The sequence below is a fragment of the Acidimicrobiales bacterium genome (assembly GCA_041394265.1).
GTDB lineage: Bacteria > Actinomycetota > Acidimicrobiia > Acidimicrobiales > SZUA-35 > JBBQUN01.
The window spans coordinates 3,415,506-3,432,017 of sequence record JAWKIO010000005.1; the positions used below are offsets into that span (position 1 = coordinate 3,415,506).

A 16,512-nucleotide genomic window follows, 5' to 3' on the forward strand; every position below is an offset into this window, starting at 1 on the left:
GTTACTTCGCACTCCTCGGCGGCGGGGTTCGCGGCAGCGGATCGGCGAGTGCATCGGCCCACGTTAACCGGGCGTTGCCCCCAGCGTGAAGCCTGACGCGGGTAGCCTCAGAGCCGCATGCCGGCTCCGCCCACCACCGATGATCAGCAGTGGCACACGGTGCTGGTATTTGGCGGCGGTGACCCACCAACCGAGCTCGATCGATCTCGTCTTCCTGCCACTGCATTGGTGATCGCCGCCGACCACGGTGCCGATCATGCGCTGGTATGCGGCCGGCCAGTCGACCTGGTCGTCGGTGACCTGGACTCGGTGAGCACGCGAGCGCTGGCGGCCGCGTCCGACGCCGGCGCTGCGATCGAGCGTCACCCACGAGAAAAGGACGAATCCGACCTCGAGTTGGCCCTTCGACGGGCGCTCGACCACTGCCCCCGTCGCATCGTGGTGACCGCCGTGAGCGGTGGGCGGGCTGACCACGAGCTGGCCAACCTCCTCGTCATCGCTGGAGCGGCCAACCGCGACGTCGACGTCGACGTGTTCTCCGGTTCCGACCGGTTCCATGTGGTGACGGGTCGACGTCGCTTGGAGGTCGAACCCGACCAGATCGTCACGCTGCTGCCGGTCCACGGCCCGGCGATCGGGGTCACCACGCTCGGTCTGCACTACCCGCTCTCGAACGAGACACTCGATGCCGGCACCACCCGAGGCATCTCGAACGTGGCTGCCGCATCGAACGTCGAGGTCGAGGTGACCGAGGGAACCGTGCTGGTCGTGCTGCCAGGGGAGCGAACCTGATGGGCCGACGTCCGCATCGCTCGGCCGGGCAGCGAACGCTGCTGTCGGTCAACATCGTCGCCATCGCTGCGGCCCTTCTGCTGGCTTCGGGGCTCTACTTCGGCGAGACACGAGCCGAACGGCTCGTGCGCGTACAGCTCTCCGGGTCGCTCACCGAGGTCGAGCGCGACGAGAGCGGCGACCGAGTGTTGAACATCCTGCTCGTCGGGTCGGACAGCTCGGCCGGCCTCGACCCCGATGATCCGGTCGCCGTCGGTCGTGTCGGGGAGCAGAACTCCGATGTCATGATCATCGCTCATCTCGACGAGCGTGACGGCACCGTCGCGCTGCTGTCGCTACCGCGCGATCTCTGGGTCGAGATCTCCGCGACCGGCCGCAACGCGAAGCTGAACAGCGCGTTCGCGATCGGCGGTCCGGCCGAATTGATCGACACGATCGAACTGAACTTCGGGATTCCCATCAATTTCTATGTCGATGTCGACTTCGCCGGGTTCCGAGGTCTGGTCGAGGCCGTCGGCAGCGTCGACGTGGCCTTCCCGCAACCGGCACGTGATTGGAACGCTCAACACAACCGGACACAGACCGGGTTCCAGCAGCTCGAGGCCGGATGCATCGCACTCGGTCCCGAAGAGGCGCTGGCGTACGTGCGATCGCGCCACTACCAGACGATGGATGCCGACGGCGTGTGGCACACCGATCCCGGCGGCGACCTCGGACGGATCCGCCGGCAGCAAGACTTCCTCAAGCGGCTCATCCGCAAGGCGATCGACCGAGGCGCCCGCAATCCCTTCGTGCTCAACGATCTGATCGACTCGACGCTCGAGAGCGTGACCGTCGACCAGGACCTGACGCCGCAACTGCTCGTCGACCTCGGCCGCCGCTACTCGACCTTCGAACCGGAGGAACTCCAGACCTACAGCTATCCCGGCTTCATCTCGACCGAGGGAGCGCTCAGCATCGTGCGTGGGATGGACACCGAGGCCGCACCGCTCCTCGCGCTGTTCTCCGGTGCCCCAGTCGACGACCCGAGCACCGTGCTGGTGAGGGTGAAGACCGACGCGGCGACCCGCGACCTGGCGCTCGAGGCGACCGACGGTCTGATCGAGCTCGGTTTCGATCCGTCCCAGCCCCAGACCATCGAAGCTCCCCCAGGCATCGAGGTACGGTACGGCCCCGACGGCCTTGGCGCAGCGAGGGTCGTGGTCGCCGCGATCGTCGACAACCCGGGACTGGTGCGGCTCGGTCTCACGGAGAGCGCGCTGACACTGGTGCCGACCGACAGCCTGACCGGACGTGAGGTCATCATCTCGTTCGGTGCCCAGCCCGAGGTCGACCCGGCGGAGAGCACCACGACGACCACAACCGACGAGGCCACCGACACCACGGGAACGCTCGTGACCGAGGTCACCGAGAGTGAACAAACGGCCGTCGATCTGTGCCGTTGACGGGCGTTTTTGCTTGATCGACGGGCCCGGGGGCCGAAGTACCCTTTGAGTCCATACGACGGACGTAGAAGTACGACTGGTGAGAAGGAGACACGGCCTTGGCTTCCATCGCGGTGATCGGTACGGGTTATGTTGGGTTGACGACGGGTGCGTGTTTTGCGCATTTGGGGCATGACGTGGTCTGTGCCGATATCGATGAGAAGAAGGTCGAGCGGCTGCGTCGGGGTGAGATCCCGATCGTGGAGGCTGGTTTGGATCGTCTGGTCGAGGAAGGCATTCGTGCCGGGAATCTCCAGTTCGTGGTGGGTGCTGCTGAGGCGTCGAAGGACTGCGAGTTCCACTATTTGTGTGTCCCGACCCCGCAGGGTGATGACGGTTCGGCCGATCTGTCGTATTTGCAGACCGCGGCGGCGCAGATCTCGTCGGTGTTGCCGGCGAACTCGGTGGTGGTGAACAAATCGACGGTGCCAGTGGGCTCCACCGAGGTGGTGGCCCGGGTGTTGGGCCGCAACGACGTGGCGGTGGTGTCGAACCCGGAGTTCCTTCGGGAGGGCACCGCGGTCGATGATTTCTTGAACCCGGATCGTGTGGTGATCGGTTCTGCTGATCAGGAAGCCGCGATTCGTGTCGCCGGGTTGTATTCGAAGGTGCGGGCGCCGGTGATGGTGACCGATCCGGTGTCGGCGGAGACAATCAAGTACGCGTCGAACGCTTTTCTGGCGTCGAAGTTGTCGTTCGTGAACGCGATCGCGAATTTGTGTGAGGCGGTCGGTGCGGATGTGAACGATGTGGTGTTGGGGATGGGCTATGACCATCGGATCGGGAAGGAGTTCTTGAAGCCTGGTCCGGGTTGGGGTGGTTCGTGTTTCCCGAAGGACACCATTGCGATGGTGCGGATTGCTGAGGATCACGGGTATGACTTCACGTTCTTGCGTGAGGTGTTGCGGGTGAACGATGAGCAGTTCGACCGCACTGCGCAGAAGGTGTTGGATGCGTTGGCTGACAATGCTGATGGTGAGGCTGCTGGCCGCACGATTGGTGTGTGGGGGTTGACGTTCAAGGCGGGGACCGATGATTTGCGGATGTCGCCGGCGATCGAGGTGTTGAAGCGGGTCACTGCGGCGGGTGTGAAGGTGAAGGCGTTCGATCCGGCGGTGTCGGAGTCGTTGGTCGAGTTGCCTGATGTCGAGGTGGTGTCGGATGCCTATGACGCGGTCGATGGTGCGGATTTGTTGTGTGTGATGACCGAGTGGGATCAGTTCCGCTGGTTGGATTTCGATCAGGTGAAGGATCGGATGGCGGGGTCGTGTGTTGTTGATGGCCGGAATCTGTTGGATCGGCACCAGTTGACTCGTCGTGGGTTCACCTACCGCGGGATCGGCCGCTAGATGGCACGTATCGTCGTCACCGGCGGTGCCGGGTTCCTGGGGTCGCACATGTGTGAACGGCTCCTCGACCGCGGCGACGAGGTGGTCTGCCTCGACAACCTCGCCACCGGCCGTATGGTCAACATCGAGCACCTGTTCACACGCGAAGGCTTCACGTTCGTCAAGCACGACGTGTCGAACCACATCTGGGTGCCGGGCCACGTCGACGGCATCATGCACCTGGCCAGCCCGGCATCGCCGGTCGACTTCGGCCACATCCCCATCCAGATCTTGAAGGTGGGCAGCCTCGGCACCCACAACTGTCTGGGTATGGCCCGCGAGAAGGGCGCCAAGTTCCACCTCAACTCGACCAGCGAGGTCTACGGCGATCCGCTCGTGCATCCGCAGCCCGAGACCTATTGGGGCAATGTGAACCCGATCGGTCCGCGGTCGATGTACGACGAAGCCAAGCGGTTCGCCGAGGCCATGACGATGGCGTACCACAGCTACCACGGCATCGACGTTCGCATCGTGCGGACGTTCAACACCTACGGCCCACGGATGCGTCCTGAAGACGGTCGCGTCGTGTCGTCGTTCATCATCCAGGCGCTGCAGAACCAGCCCATCTCGATCTTTGGTGACGGCAGCCAGACCCGTAGCTTCTGTTACGTCGATGACCAGATCGAGGGCCAGATCCGCCTGTTCGACAGCGACTATCAGCTGCCGGTCAACATCGGCAACGAGCACGAATTCACGATTCGTGAACTCGCCGAGGCGGTCATCAAGATCACGAACTCGTCGAGCGAGCTCTCCTTCGGACCGCTGCCGGTCGACGATCCCACACAGCGCAAGCCTGATCTCACCGTCGCTCGACGCGAGCTCGGGTGGGAAGCGGAAGTGCAGCTGCTCGACGGGGTCACCAAGACCGCAGAGCACTTCGCCGAGGTACTCGGGCTGTAGTCAGGCGCTCACGCCGAAGAGATCGAACATCGCCGCCAGGTGCGCATCGAGCGAGTGCTCGGAGCGGGCTTGGCGGCGATTCGCGTCCGACACCTGTTCCCACCGCTCCCGGTCGATGGTGTTGATGACGATGGCGCCGAGCAGCGCGACGGGATCATTCGCCGGCACGATGGCGCCGTTGTCAGGACCCACGAGATCGGCGATGCCGCCTTGGTCGCACGACACGACCGGCAGCCCGAAATGAAATGCCTCCAGGATCGAGATCGGCTCGCCCTCGACCCAGTACCTCGTCGGCAGGGCCAGCAGCTGCGCCTCCGCCAGCAGCGACTCCTTGTCGGCGCCATGCACGACGCCCCGGTAAACGACGTTGGCCGGCCACGAGGAGGTGTCGACCGGTGCGTCGGCGCCGCCGGCAACGACGAATCGCAGTGCAGGCTGCTCCTCGACCGCCAGACGGGCGGCGTCGAGGAAAGTGTCGATGCCCTTCTCGGGCATCAGATTCGACAGGAACACCACCGTCGGTCGATCCGACCAGCGGCTCGGGTGCTCCACCGCTGCGAGCGCCAGGTGCCGTTCGACGCCGTTGCCGATCACGCGCAACCGATCGCTCAGCCCCAGGCCGTCGAACATGACGGCCAACCGCGGGGCGAGGATGACGATGGTGTCAGACCGCTCGAGCACCCGGAGGTAGAGGCGGCGGAGTGGAGCGGGAACCTGGTCGAGGCCGGTGCGCCAGCCGCCGCCGTGGAGATGCCCGATGATCCGCCAGCGGCGTGCTGCTGCGACCGTGAGCATCGGAAGGTCGCGCAGGATCGAGGACGGGCCCTGCCCGAGCTGGAAGTAGGCGATCGTGTCCCGACCGGCATGCTTGGTGGTTGCCAATCGAGCGACGTTGGCGAGTGTTCGCCCGACACTGCGGAGCGCCGGAACGACACCGGCGGAGTCGACCGGGCTTGCGGTGTCGAACACGACATGGTCGACGCCGGCGTCGTCGAGCGCCTCGATCAGCATGCGGGCGGCGGTCGCCTGACCCGTGATCGGCGGGGGCATCGAGACGACGGCCAGGATCTGCGTCACCGTGATCCCATCTCGATGGCCTCGGCGTAGACCGCGACGGTCAGCTGCGCGGTGCGATCCCAGGTGAAGTCGCCGGCGCGAGCTCGAGCCTCTTCGCTGCGCTGGCGCTTCCAGTCGCCGCTGCTGGAGGCAACGCAGCGGACCGTGTCGCTCCACGCATCGACATCACTCGGGTCGAGAAGTCGTCCGGTCGCGCCGACCACCTCGGCGACCGCGGTGTCTGCTGCGCCGACCACCGGCGTGCCCTGGGCCATGGCCTCGACCGCCGGCAGGCCGAAGCCCTCGCGCCGGCTGGGAAACAGCAGCGCTTCGGCGCCGTCGTAGAGGACGGGAAGGTCTGCCGCCTCGACAAAGCCCAAATGCCGAATCGCATCGTCGGTGGAAAAGAGCGATGCCACCTCGGGGCCCCAGCCATCGGGTCCGACGAGCAGCAATTCGTGGTCGGGCGGGGCAGCCTGGCGGAAGGCCTGGATCAGAACCGGGAGGTTCTTGCGTGGTTCGGCGGTGCCGACCCAGAGCAGGTACGGGCGATCGATGTGGTGTCGCCGTCGGACGCGATCACGGTCGGCGGCGGTCACGACCACCGGGGTGGCACCAAGAGGAACGAGTCGGAGACGGTCAGGCTCGAAGCCGGCGTCGACGCAGTCGTCGAGCGTCTGCTGGCTCGAACACATCACAAGTGTGGCGTCGCGTCGCATCAACTCGAAGGCACGGGTCATCATCCGTACGCCCCGTGACGTGAGATTGGCCGGTTCGAGCACCGGGAACAGATCGTGCAGGGTGGCGACCATCGGTGCCCGACGTACGGGTGGGCTCATCGGCGCTGTGGCGTGCACGAGATCGACCGGACCGCTGACCCACTCCGGGGCATCGAACCCACGGTGCCACGCCTCGTAGAGCAGCTGGTAGGGAAGGTGGAGACGTTTCGTGGGAATCGGTGGAACGAAGGCGGTGTCGGGTCGCCCCAATGCTCCGATGCCGACGAGATCGACGTCGTCACGGCGTCGAAGCGCATCGACCAGATGGAGGGCCGCCGTCGCCGTACCACCCGGCACTTCGTGCCAGCATTGGGTCAAGGTCACAGCGACGCGCACCCCCTCACGATAGACCTCCCGCTCGATGGGATTCGCGAGGCGTATCGTGATGCACGCCATGAGGCTGCTCGTTCTCTGCCCCCACTTCGAACCTGATCTGCACGCAGCGACCGGCGAGGTCATGACCAAGCTGGTGTTCGCGCTCGCCGAGCGAGGGCACACCGTCGACGTCGTCACCTCGCTCCCGTGGTACCGCCTTCACGACGTGGAGCCCGAGTGGCGGGGCAAGCCGTGGCGGCGATCCACCACGACCGCCGGTGACATCATTCGCGTGTGGCCGTTCCCGACCGACAAGTCCAACGTTCCGGCCCGGGCAGCGGCGTTCGCCGGGTTCACCGCCATCGCCACGGCTGCTGCGCTCACCCTCGAGCGGCCCGACATCGTGCTCGCCATGTCGCCTCCGATCTTCCTCGGCAATGCCGCCGCCGCGGTTGCCCGTCGCTGGAAGGTGCCGTTCATCTTCAACGTGCAGGACATCTTCCCCGACGTCGCCGTCGAACTCGGTGCGTTGAGCAACCCGAAGGTGATCGACGGGGCGAAGAAGCTCGAGCGCAGCCTGTACCGGCAGGCGGCGGCGGTCACCGTGCTCAGCGAGGATCAGGCGGCCAACGTGCGGGCGAAGGTCGACCCCGCCGACGTCGACAAGGTGCGGATCATCCACAACTTCGTCGACCTCGACCGGGTCAAGGTCACCGAGCGGCAGAACGCCTGGCGAGCCGAGAAGGGGCTCGAGGACAAGACCATCGTCATGTACGCCGGGAACGTTGGGCTGTCGCAGTCGTTCGACCTGGTCGAGCACGCCGCCACGGCCTATGCGGACCGTCCCGACGTGCACTTCGTGATCAATGGCGAAGGCGCCGGGCGACCGGCTGTCGAGGCGTGGGCTGCTCGCTACGACAACGTGAGCACATTCGACTTCGTGGGTCGCGAGGGGGTGAGCGATCTCCTCGGGGCGGCCGATCTTCACCTGATCCTGCTCAAGACCGGGCTGTCGCGATCCTCGACGCCCTCGAAGCTCTACGGGATCATGGCCGCGGGCCGACCGATCCTTGCCTCCATCGACCTGGGGTCCGAGGTCGACCTGATCGTTGCCCGGGCCGATGCCGGTCGCACGGTGCCGCCTGACGATCCCGCTTCCTTTCTCGAGGCCCTCAACGAACTGCTGGCCCAGCCGATGGAGATGGAGGAAATGGGACAACGAGCCCGTCACTACGTCGAGGAGCTCCTCACCCCGGAAACGCAGGCGGCGGCCTACGAGCGGCTGTTCACCGAGATGATCGACATCTCGGGCGAAGGACGGGCGTACCGACCGAATCGACGTCGAGACGCTCCTCGTCGTGCCGCCAGTCGAGCCTTCCAGCAGCATTCCGATCGGAGACAGTGAGCATGCCCACGCAGGATTCCGGAGCCCACTTCTACGCGGTGGTGCTCGCCGGTGGCTACGGAGAACGATTCTGGCCAGCCAGCACGATGGCGAAGCCGAAGCAGCTGCTGTCGCTGCTCGGTGATCGCACGATGCTCGAAATGGCGGTCGATCGCCTCGCGGGGCTGATCCCCGCCGAACGGGTGCTGGTCCTCACCAGCGCCGACCTGGTCGAGGCCACGATTGCCTGTTCTCCCGATCTGTCGCCACACAACGTCATCGGCGAACCGACTCGCCGAGACACCGCGGCTGCCGTCGCCCTGGCGTGTGCGGTGGTGAAGGCGCGAGATCCGCAGGGCGTGTTCTGCATCGTGACCGCCGACCACGTGATGGGCGAGCTCGATGTGTTCCGTCAGACGCTGCGCGAGGGCCTCGAACTGGCCGCCGCCAACGATGTTCTCGTCACCATCGGGATCGAGCCGACTCGCCCGAGCACGGCGTTCGGCTACATCGAGGCGGGCGACTCCTTCGCGTCCGACGGCGATGTGGCCTTCCGCAAGGTGGTGCGTTTCGTCGAAAAGCCCGACCGCGAGACGGCGCAGACCTACATCGACTCCGGCTCGTTCTCCTGGAACTCCGGCATGTTCATCTGGTCGGTCGACGCACTCCATCGAGCCTTCACCACGCACACCCCTGCACTCGGCTCGATGATCGAGGCGCTCATCCCGCACGTCGATGGCGCCGGCTTCCCTGCTGCACTGGCCGACGCATTCGAGCCGCTCGACAAGATCTCGATCGACTACGCGCTGATGGAGAAGGCCGACAACATCGTCATGGGCATCGGCACCTTCGTGTGGGACGACGTGGGGAGCTGGCCCGAGGTGGCCGGCCACTCGCCGGCTGACGAGCACGGCAACGCAGTACGCGGCGACCTCCAGGTGCTCGATTCGTCGAACAACGTCGTCATCTCCGAGGGCCGCCTCACGGCCCTGATCGGTGTCGACGACATGATCGTGGTGCACACCGACGGTGCCACCCTGATCTGTCCGAAGGACCGGGCGCAAGACGTGAAGGCGATCGTGACTGCCCTGCGCTCGTCAGGCCAGTGGGACCACTTGCTGTAGGTGGCGTCAACGCCAATACCAATCGGCGAACTCCAGCGTCTCGATGACCGTTGCCCGGCTGCGGCTCGTGGCTGGATACCAGGCGAGTTCGCGTCCTTCGCCGAGCGGACTGGTCGCCGACCGGCAGCGGATGCCGCGTCGACCGTCGGCGTGCGCCCGCTGACCGACGGTGTGGCAGACCGGATGCGGGACGAGATTGCCGAGGCGATCCAGCGGATAGGTGGCGGGTAGGCCGGCGGCGGTGACCCCAGATGGGGAGTGGACGTCGACGACGTGCTGGCGTCGGGGGAGCGTGACGGCAGCAAGCGTGGGTGCGTGCTCGGGGCGGAGGTCCTCGGGCTCATACGGCCATGCACTCGTGAAGAGCTGGAGGTTGAGGCGTGCCGTCACGATGTCTTCGTTGAGGTACAGCGTGGGCCAGCTGCCGGGCGGGTTCCACCGTCCGCCACCGACGGCGGCGTAGCCCGCATCGACGGGATCGGTCCATGAAGGGTCGGCGATACGCCACCACCGTTGCCGGTCAGCCAGCTGCTCGGTGACGAGCTCCAGGTGCGGGGTCGGCATCGATGGCTACTGATGGGCTCCGGCGAACTGGAACATCGCCTTGCAGGCCCCGACGATGTCGCCGGTGCGACCCTGCCCCAGCAGATCCACCAGGGAGAGTCCAGCAAGCGCCGGCGCCGGTCGTCGGACCACGGCGGGGATCCGGTCGGCCTGCAGGTAGTGCGCGAGGATGTCGGTCGCTGCAGCAAGATCGGCGAAGGCGACGGTTTGGCTGGTGGGAATGCCGTCGATCACCCAGCGGCTCACGGCCTGGCGCGTGACCCCGAAGAGACGGCCCGCCTCCGAATGGTTGATGCCCCACACGGCGAAGACGCGTCGGGCTTGATTGGCCGAACGCTGCTGCTGGAGCGCGTCGGCGAAGGCGTCGAGCCACCCGGGGTCGTCGGCGTGAGTAGCTGCCAGCTCGACGGCCAACGCTGCGGGGTCGCCGACGAGGAGCGGAGCGTCGAGTGCATCGGTGATTGCCATCTCGCTACCATAGTTGACATCACCTTGCAGTGCAATGTGATGTCAACCTGAGCGCGCATGGTCAGAGACGCTCGATCGAGTCGAGGCGGAGTCGAGCCCGCCCCTCTTCCTTGGAGCGTTCGCGGTCGATGGTGGCGAGGATGCGCCACTCGTCATAGTCCTCGGGATCGTGCAGGATCTGGGTGACCGAGTCACCATCGACGATGAAGCGCCCGGCCGATCGGGCGTCGCCGTCGGTGAGCAGTTCGTCGTGCTCCATCCAGTAGGGCGCCATGGCGTCGACGGTGTCGTCGAGGGTCCACTCATCGGGGTTGGTGATCGACCCGAGGATCGGCGCATGACGTTTGATGGCGAGGGCCTGCACCCAGCGGAACACCTCGTTGCGCACCAGCACTCGGAAGCCGCGCACGTTGGCGGTGATGTCGTTCTCGTCGACCGAGCGGACCTCGGGTTCGACGTAGGCTTCGCCGGAGATGAGCGCGTCCCATTCGTCGATGAGGCTGGAATCGACCTGACGGATGACGGCGCCGAGCCAAGCGATCACGTCGTCGAGCTCGTGGGTCTTCGCCTCCGCTGGCACGTTCTGCACCAGCCCCTTGTAGACATCGGACAGGTAGCGCAGCACCACGCCCTCGGAGCGCTTGAGGCCGTAGTGCTGGACGTACTCGGTGAACGTCATACCCTCCTCGAACATCTCACGGACGATCGACTTGGGCTGGACGTTGTCGGATCCGACCCAGGGGTGATGCACACGGAACTCGTCGAAACTGTCGTAGAGCCAGCGCTTGTTCGGCCGGGGCGGCTCGACCTCGGCCAGCCTGGCCATGCGCTCGTCATACTCGATGCCGCTGGCCTTCATGTCGGCCATCGCCGCGTCCTTGGCCTTGTTCAGCTGGGCGGCGATGATCACCCCCGGGTTCTCCATCAGTGCCTCGACGATGGTGACGATGTCGAGCGCATGCATGAGCTCGAGCCCTTCGACCGGCTCGTCGACCTGGCCGATCGCGTCGATGGCCCACAATGACAGAGGCTGGTGAAGGGCGAACTCGTCTTGGAGGTCGAAATTGACTCGGACCCGCCGGCCCCACTCGTCGGGCTCGTCGGGGAACTCCAACAGTTCGGCCTCGACCAGCGAACGGTAGATCGCGATCGAGCGGCGGATGTGGTTTCGTCCACGACGCTTGGTCTCGTGATTGTCGGTCATCAGCTTTCGCACCGCGCCGCAGCCATCACCCGGACGGTAGAGCAGGCTCATCACCATCTGATGATTGACCGAGAAGCTGGAGATGAGCGGTTCCGGCGCGCCATTGACGATGCGAGTGAAGGTGTCCTCGTTCCAGTGGGAGTAGCCCCGCTCCGGCGGCTTCTTCTTGACGACCTTCTTCGCCTTCTTGCCGTCTTTGGCCGACGCCTTCTCCTCGGCTCGCAGGTTCTCGACGACGTGCTCCGGCGCCTGGACCCAGACGGTGCCCTCGTCGTCGAAGCCCTTCCGTCCGGCGCGGCCGGCAATCTGGGCGAACTCTCGATTGGAGAGGGTGCGCACGTTCGTGCCGTCGTACTTGCACAGTTGGGTGAACAGCACGGTGCGGATCGGCACGTTGACGCCCACGCCGAGGGTGTCGGTGCCGCAGATGATCTTGAGGAGGCCGTCCTGGGCCAGCTTCTCGACCAGCAGCCGATACTTCGGCAGCAGCCCGGCGTGGTGGACGCCGATACCACCGGTCAGGTAGCGGCGGAGGTCCTTGCCGATGGGGGTGTCGAATCGGAATCCGCCGATCGCCCGCTTGATGTGCTCCTTCTCGTCCTTCGTCAGCGGGTCGAGCGACAGGTAGCCCTGAGCCGCCTCGGTCGCCTCCCGTTGCGTGAAGTGGACGAGGTAGATGGGCGCTCGACCGGTGGCGAGCAGCTCCTCGATGGAGGCGTGCAGTGTGGTGCGCCGGTACTCGAAGTCGAGGGGGACCGGGCGCTGATCGGATGACACGGTCACCGTTGCCCGGCCGGTTCGGCGGGTGAGGTCCTTCTCGAAGAAGCCGGTGGCACCGAGCGTGGCGGAGATCAGCAGGAACTGGACGTGCGGCAGTTCGAGAAGGGGAACCTGCCAGGCCCAGCCTCGCTGCGGGTCGGCGTAGTAGTGGAACTCGTCGGCGATGACGACGTCGACGTCGGCCTCGGCGCCATCTCGGAGTGCCCAGTTGGCAAGGATCTCGGCGGTGCAACAGATGATCGGCGCGTCGGGGTTGATCCGGGCGTCGCCGGTGATCATGCCGACCCGCTCGTCGCCGAAGTCGCGGCGCAGGGCGAAGAACTTCTCCGACACGAGTGCCTTGATCGGTGCGGTATAGACGCTTCGCTTGTCGGCGGCGAGTGCGGCGAAGTGGGCGGCGGCGGCCACCAGCGACTTGCCCGACCCGGTCGGGGTGTTGAGGATGACGTTGTTGCCGGCGAGGAGTTCGAGGATCGCCTCCTCCTGGGCGTCATACAGCGACAGGCCCTGCTCGGCGACGAAATCGACGAAGCCGTCGACCAGCGCGTCGGGGTCTGGAGCTGGTGGAAGGTGTTGGAGCAGCGGCGGCAAGCTCATCCCGCCAAGCTAACCCGCTCCCACTACGCTCGGGGCATGGCGTTCAGCGGACTGTCTCCGGCCGGTATCGAGTTCTACGAGGAGCTCGAAGACGACAACACCAAGGCGTTCTGGACTGCAAACAAGCATCGGTACGAGTCCGAGGTCAAGGCACCGATGACTGCATTGTGTGAGGAATTGTCCGACTACGGGCCCTTCCGCCTGTTCCGTCCGTACAACGACGTCCGCTTCGCCAAGGGCAAGCCGCTCTACAAGACCGCGCAGGGCGCCTACACCGAGGGCGAAGGGGGAGCGGGGTACTACGTCCACTTCTCGGCCGAGGGATTCATGGCGGGAGCGGGCTACTACGCCATGGCCAAGGATCAGCTGGCTCGGTTCCGCGAAGCAGTCGACGACGACGCCCGGGGTGCCGAGATCGCCGCCATCGTCGAGCAGTTGGCCAAGCGCTATGACATCGCTGCCATCGACGAACTGAAGACGGCGCCTCGCGGCTACCCCAAGGACCACCCGCGCATCGAGCTCCTCCGCCGCAAGGGCCTCATTGCATCGAAGGCATTCGGCACACCGAAGTGGATCTTCACCAAGCAGATCGTGACGCGAGTGCGCCAGGCCTGGGACGACATGGCCCCGATGAACGACTGGCTCGACACCCACGTCGGCCCGTCCGAACTCGAACCCATGGGCTTCGGCGGCCGCTGACCACCTCCATCTCTCGGCGCTCCAGCCCACCCCCGGTCAACTCTCGGCTGTCGAGCCCAGTTCCGGGCTCCAGAGCCGAGAGTTCGCTGGGGCTGGGCTCAGGGGCCGAGAGTTCGAGCGCGGCTGGCTAGCGGAAGAGGTCTTCGTTGGGGTGGCGAACGATGTCGCCGACCACCGTGCCCTCGCCCATCCATGCCGGGTCGATGCCGCGGATCAGGGCAACGGCGATGCCCGTTGACTTGCCTCGCACCAGCTCGGCCGCACCGGCGAGTTCGTCGACGAGGCACACCTCGGTCACGTGCAGCTCACGGCCGGTGGCGTCTTCGGTGCCTCGCAGGTCGAGGATCGGCTTGATGCCGGCGCAGCCGATCGCAATGTCGGTGAGTCCACGCCGCCACGGGCGGCCGAAGGTGTCGGCCACGATGATGGCTACGTCGATGCCCTGACGCCCTTTGATCGCGTCTCGTAGTCGCCGCGCACTGCGGTCGGAATCCTCGGGGAGGAGACAGGCCACGTCGGCGTCGACGTTGGAGCGATCGATGCCCGAGTTGGCGCAGATGAACCCGTGCTTGGTCTCGGTGATGATGAGGTCGCCGCGGCGGCGGATGACCCTCCGGGCCTCTGCCAGCACCAGTGGCTTGTGCGACTGGGGGTCAGTCGGATCGACCTTGACGAGCCGATCCTCGGCCTTCGACACGACCTTCTGGCTGACGATCAGCACGTCGTGGTCTCGCAGCTGCTCGTGCTCACCCAACGACGCGGCGCAGGCGTCCATGATCATCCCGGCCAAGTCGTCGCCAGGACGGATCTCGGGTAGGCCGCCGATGGGAATGATCTCGAGCCGTCGCAGCGTCATGGCCGACAGTCTGGCGCACCCCCGCCCCGATCACCCACTACGCCAACTGTCCACACTCGAGCCCAAACCAGCGAACTGTCCACACTGGAGCTCAGAATGGGGCTTCAGTGTCGACAGTTCGACGGAGAGGGCTTCAGCCTCGACAGATGGTGGTGGACGAGGCGGCAGTTTGGACACCGGGGGTGGGGGAGGTATACACCTCCAGCAGTGAGCACCTCGCAGCCCATGGGTGACCGCATCGCCGAGCGGTTTCCCTACCACCTCATCGCGCTGGGTGTCGTGCTGTACGGCACCGGACCGGTGCTCGCCCGCTCGGCCGACACCTCGGGCGTGTTGCTGTCGTTCTGGCGGCTGTGGTTCGGGTTCGGCGTGCTGGTCGTCTCGGCGGTCGTCCAGCGATTGAGTGGGCGTTCGCTCGCCACTCCGAAGGGGCTGAAATGGGCCGCGCTGGCGGGTGCAGCCTTCTCGCTGAACCAGGTCTTCTTCTTCACCGCCATCAAACGGACGAGCGTCGTCGATGCCAGCCTGATGAGCACGCTTGCTCCGATCGTCGTCGGCTTCGCGGCCATCCCGATGTTCGGGGAGCGACCGGCGCCCGCGTTCCGACTGTGGTCCGTCGTGGCGATGGCCGGCGCTGCGTTCGTCGTGCTCGGGAGCTCGCAGGGCCCGGACGGCGACCCGATCGGTATGGCCATGGCCATGGTCAGCACGACGTTCTTCGCCATGTTCTTCCTGATCTCGAAGATCAGTCGTGAACACCTCTCGGTGGTGGCGTTCCTCACCACGGTCATGGGGACGGCGGCGGTCCTGGTGTCGCTGTTCGTGTTGGCGATCGGGAGTGATCCCGGGAGCGTCGGCACCACTGATCTGTGGCGGGCGCTGGCCATGGCGGTCGTACCCGGCACCCTGGGTCATGTCGTCATGACCTGGCCCCTGCGCTACACCCCGGCAAACGTTCCACCGCTGATGCGACTCGCCGGGCCGGTGGTGTCCGGGACCATGGCCTGGATCTTCCTCGGCGAGGGGATCACGTGGGTCCACCTGGCCGGCGGGGCAATCATCCTTGCCGGTCTGATCGGGGCGATTCGCTCGAAGGCCGGGCAGGCACTCGTCACCGAGGCCCGCGCAAAGGACGCCGAGTCGGTCGGCTCACTGCCGACCTGAGTCCCACGCCGAGATCAGGCGTCGAGCACGACCTCGGCCAGCGCGACGGTGGTGTCGAGATCGCTCATGATCGTGGGGGCGACGACACATCGCACGCCGAGCGCTTCGATGGCCGGGGCCAGCTCGGCGTCGACTTCGTCAATCACCAGCACACCGACCACGTCTCGGTACCACTCGGCGACGGCCACGGCGGACGCCTCGCGTCCGAGCTCGACGAGCAGGCGGTCGGCGGGCCCCTTCAGCGCCTTGCCGCCGATGATCGGTGACACGCCGACCACGGTGTCGCGACGAGCCGCCAGCGCCGCACGCACACCCGGCACGGCGAGGACGGGGTCGATCGAGACGACCGGGTTCGACGGAGCGACAATGAGGTGATCGGCCGAGGCGATGGCATCGAGGACGCCCGGGGCGGGTGCGGCCGTCTCGGCACCGGCGAAGCGGACCGACGACACCGGGACGCCGTGCTGGAGCCGCACGAAGTACTCCTGGAAGCCGATCTCTCCCTCGGTCGTGGTGGTGACCATGGTGCGGAGGCGGTCGTTGGTGACCGGCAGCACCGTGAGGTCGAGGTCCCAACCGGCGATCACCTTGGCGGTGGCCTCGGCGAGGGTGGCCCCGGTGCTGAGCAGGTGGGTGCGGTAGAGGTGGGTGCCCAGATCGCGGTCGCCGAGATTGAACCAGTCGACCCCGCCGTAGCGGCCCACCATCTCCATCGCCTGCCAGGTCTCGCCGTCGAGACCCCAACCCCGCTCCGGGCTGACGGCATCGGCAAGGGTGTAGGTGATCGTGTCGAGGTCGGGCGAGATGTGGAGTCCGTGGAGTTCGAGGTCGTCGCCGACGTTGACGATCGCCGTGAGCCGGTCACCGGGAACGAGCCGCGTGAGGCCTCGCAGCAGGCGGGCCGCGCCGACGCCGCCGCAGATGACTGCCGCCGTTGGTTCGTTCTGATCGGGCATCG

General features: G+C 66.1%; 15 protein-coding genes. 8 read left to right on the forward strand and 7 right to left on the reverse strand.

What is annotated here, in order from left to right; all coding sequences use genetic code 11:
* The first annotated feature begins 117 nt into the window (after positions 1-117).
* The 4 genes from R2733_16675 (at position 118) to R2733_16690 (ending at position 4,564) form a co-directional block, all read left to right on the forward strand.
* The gene (locus tag R2733_16675; GenBank protein MEZ5378143.1) at positions 118-792 is read left to right on the forward strand and encodes a thiamine diphosphokinase; all 675 of its coding nucleotides are present in this window, start codon (positions 118-120) and stop codon (positions 790-792) included.
* Positions 792-2,237 (forward strand): LCP family protein, encoded by a 1,446-nt coding sequence (locus R2733_16680; protein MEZ5378144.1) that lies wholly within the window; start codon positions 792-794, stop codon positions 2,235-2,237. The genes R2733_16675 and R2733_16680 overlap by 1 nt, the downstream gene beginning before the upstream one ends.
* 113 nt (positions 2,238-2,350) lie before the next feature.
* Positions 2,351-3,625 (forward strand): UDP-glucose/GDP-mannose dehydrogenase family protein, encoded by a 1,275-nt coding sequence (locus R2733_16685; GenBank protein MEZ5378145.1) that lies wholly within the window; start codon positions 2,351-2,353, stop codon positions 3,623-3,625.
* A complete protein-coding gene (locus R2733_16690) occupies positions 3,626-4,564 on the forward strand; it encodes a UDP-glucuronic acid decarboxylase family protein (GenBank protein MEZ5378146.1) in 939 nt (312 codons plus the stop codon). It abuts the gene before it with no gap.
* Here R2733_16690 and R2733_16695 read toward each other — a convergent pair whose 3' ends face one another.
* Both R2733_16695 and R2733_16700 read right to left on the reverse strand, forming a co-directional pair.
* On the reverse strand, positions 4,565-5,641 hold the full coding sequence (locus R2733_16695) for a glycosyltransferase family 4 protein (protein ID MEZ5378147.1): 1,077 nt from the start codon (positions 5,639-5,641) through the stop codon (positions 4,565-4,567).
* A complete protein-coding gene (locus R2733_16700; GenBank protein ID MEZ5378148.1) occupies positions 5,638-6,735 on the reverse strand; it encodes a glycosyltransferase family 1 protein in 1,098 nt (365 codons plus the stop codon). Before R2733_16700 ends, R2733_16695 begins: the two co-directional genes overlap by 4 nt.
* A gap of 58 nt (positions 6,736-6,793) precedes the next feature.
* Between R2733_16700 and R2733_16705 the strand changes: the two genes are divergently transcribed.
* Both R2733_16705 and R2733_16710 read left to right on the forward strand, forming a co-directional pair.
* On the forward strand, positions 6,794-8,119 hold the full coding sequence (locus tag R2733_16705; GenBank protein ID MEZ5378149.1) for a glycosyltransferase family 4 protein: 1,326 nt from the start codon (positions 6,794-6,796) through the stop codon (positions 8,117-8,119).
* A 2-nt stretch (positions 8,120-8,121) separates the two neighbouring features.
* Positions 8,122-9,222, forward strand: a complete 1,101-nt coding sequence (locus tag R2733_16710) for a sugar phosphate nucleotidyltransferase (protein ID MEZ5378150.1) — start codon at positions 8,122-8,124, stop codon at positions 9,220-9,222.
* Between the two features lie 6 nt (positions 9,223-9,228).
* On the opposite strand, the gene R2733_16715 is transcribed toward R2733_16710, so the two are convergent.
* From R2733_16715 to R2733_16725, 3 genes are all read right to left on the reverse strand, one after another.
* Positions 9,229-9,786, reverse strand: a complete 558-nt coding sequence (locus tag R2733_16715) for an RES family NAD+ phosphorylase (GenBank protein ID MEZ5378151.1) — start codon at positions 9,784-9,786, stop codon at positions 9,229-9,231.
* A 6-nt stretch (positions 9,787-9,792) separates the two neighbouring features.
* Complete coding sequence (locus R2733_16720; GenBank protein MEZ5378152.1) at positions 9,793-10,254, reverse strand: hypothetical protein; 462 nt, start codon at positions 10,252-10,254, stop codon at positions 9,793-9,795.
* 61 nt (positions 10,255-10,315) lie between these two features.
* Positions 10,316-12,835, reverse strand: coding sequence for a DUF3516 domain-containing protein (locus tag R2733_16725; protein ID MEZ5378153.1), 2,520 nt, complete (start codon positions 12,833-12,835; stop codon positions 10,316-10,318).
* A 36-nt stretch (positions 12,836-12,871) separates the two neighbouring features.
* On the opposite strand from R2733_16725, the gene R2733_16730 reads away from it, so the two are divergent.
* The gene (locus tag R2733_16730) at positions 12,872-13,534 is read left to right on the forward strand and encodes a DUF2461 domain-containing protein (protein ID MEZ5378154.1); all 663 of its coding nucleotides are present in this window, start codon (positions 12,872-12,874) and stop codon (positions 13,532-13,534) included.
* A gap of 127 nt (positions 13,535-13,661) precedes the next feature.
* Here the strand turns inward: R2733_16730 and cofE are convergent, their stop codons facing one another.
* Positions 13,662-14,390, reverse strand: coding sequence for a coenzyme F420-0:L-glutamate ligase (gene cofE, locus R2733_16735; GenBank protein ID MEZ5378155.1), 729 nt, complete (start codon positions 14,388-14,390; stop codon positions 13,662-13,664).
* Between the two features lie 207 nt (positions 14,391-14,597).
* Between cofE and R2733_16740 the strand changes: the two genes are divergently transcribed.
* Entirely contained in the window at positions 14,598-15,554 is a 957-nt protein-coding gene (locus tag R2733_16740; GenBank protein MEZ5378156.1) for a DMT family transporter, read from the forward strand.
* 14 nt (positions 15,555-15,568) lie between these two features.
* Here R2733_16740 and cofD read toward each other — a convergent pair whose 3' ends face one another.
* Entirely contained in the window at positions 15,569-16,510 is a 942-nt protein-coding gene (gene cofD / locus R2733_16745) for a 2-phospho-L-lactate transferase (GenBank protein MEZ5378157.1), read from the reverse strand.
* Positions 16,511-16,512: the final 2 nt, after the last annotated feature.

Coding starts and splice junctions, on each gene's coding strand:
- cofD (MEZ5378157.1), bottom strand. CDS start 16,510: ATGCCCGATCAGAACGAACCAACGGCGGCAGTCATCTGCGGCGGCGTC.
- R2733_16690 (MEZ5378146.1), top strand. CDS start 3,626: ATGGCACGTATCGTCGTCACCGGCGGTGCCGGGTTCCTGGGGTCGCAC.
- R2733_16715 (MEZ5378151.1), bottom strand. CDS start 9,786: ATGCCGACCCCGCACCTGGAGCTCGTCACCGAGCAGCTGGCTGACCGG.
- R2733_16725 (MEZ5378153.1), bottom strand. CDS start 12,835: ATGAGCTTGCCGCCGCTGCTCCAACACCTTCCACCAGCTCCAGACCCC.
- R2733_16720 (MEZ5378152.1), bottom strand. CDS start 10,254: ATGGCAATCACCGATGCACTCGACGCTCCGCTCCTCGTCGGCGACCCC.
- cofE (MEZ5378155.1), bottom strand. CDS start 14,390: ATGACGCTGCGACGGCTCGAGATCATTCCCATCGGCGGCCTACCCGAG.
- R2733_16680 (MEZ5378144.1), top strand. CDS start 792: ATGGGCCGACGTCCGCATCGCTCGGCCGGGCAGCGAACGCTGCTGTCG.
- R2733_16705 (MEZ5378149.1), top strand. CDS start 6,794: ATGAGGCTGCTCGTTCTCTGCCCCCACTTCGAACCTGATCTGCACGCA.
- R2733_16730 (MEZ5378154.1), top strand. CDS start 12,872: ATGGCGTTCAGCGGACTGTCTCCGGCCGGTATCGAGTTCTACGAGGAG.
- R2733_16710 (MEZ5378150.1), top strand. CDS start 8,122: ATGCCCACGCAGGATTCCGGAGCCCACTTCTACGCGGTGGTGCTCGCC.
- R2733_16675 (MEZ5378143.1), top strand. CDS start 118: ATGCCGGCTCCGCCCACCACCGATGATCAGCAGTGGCACACGGTGCTG.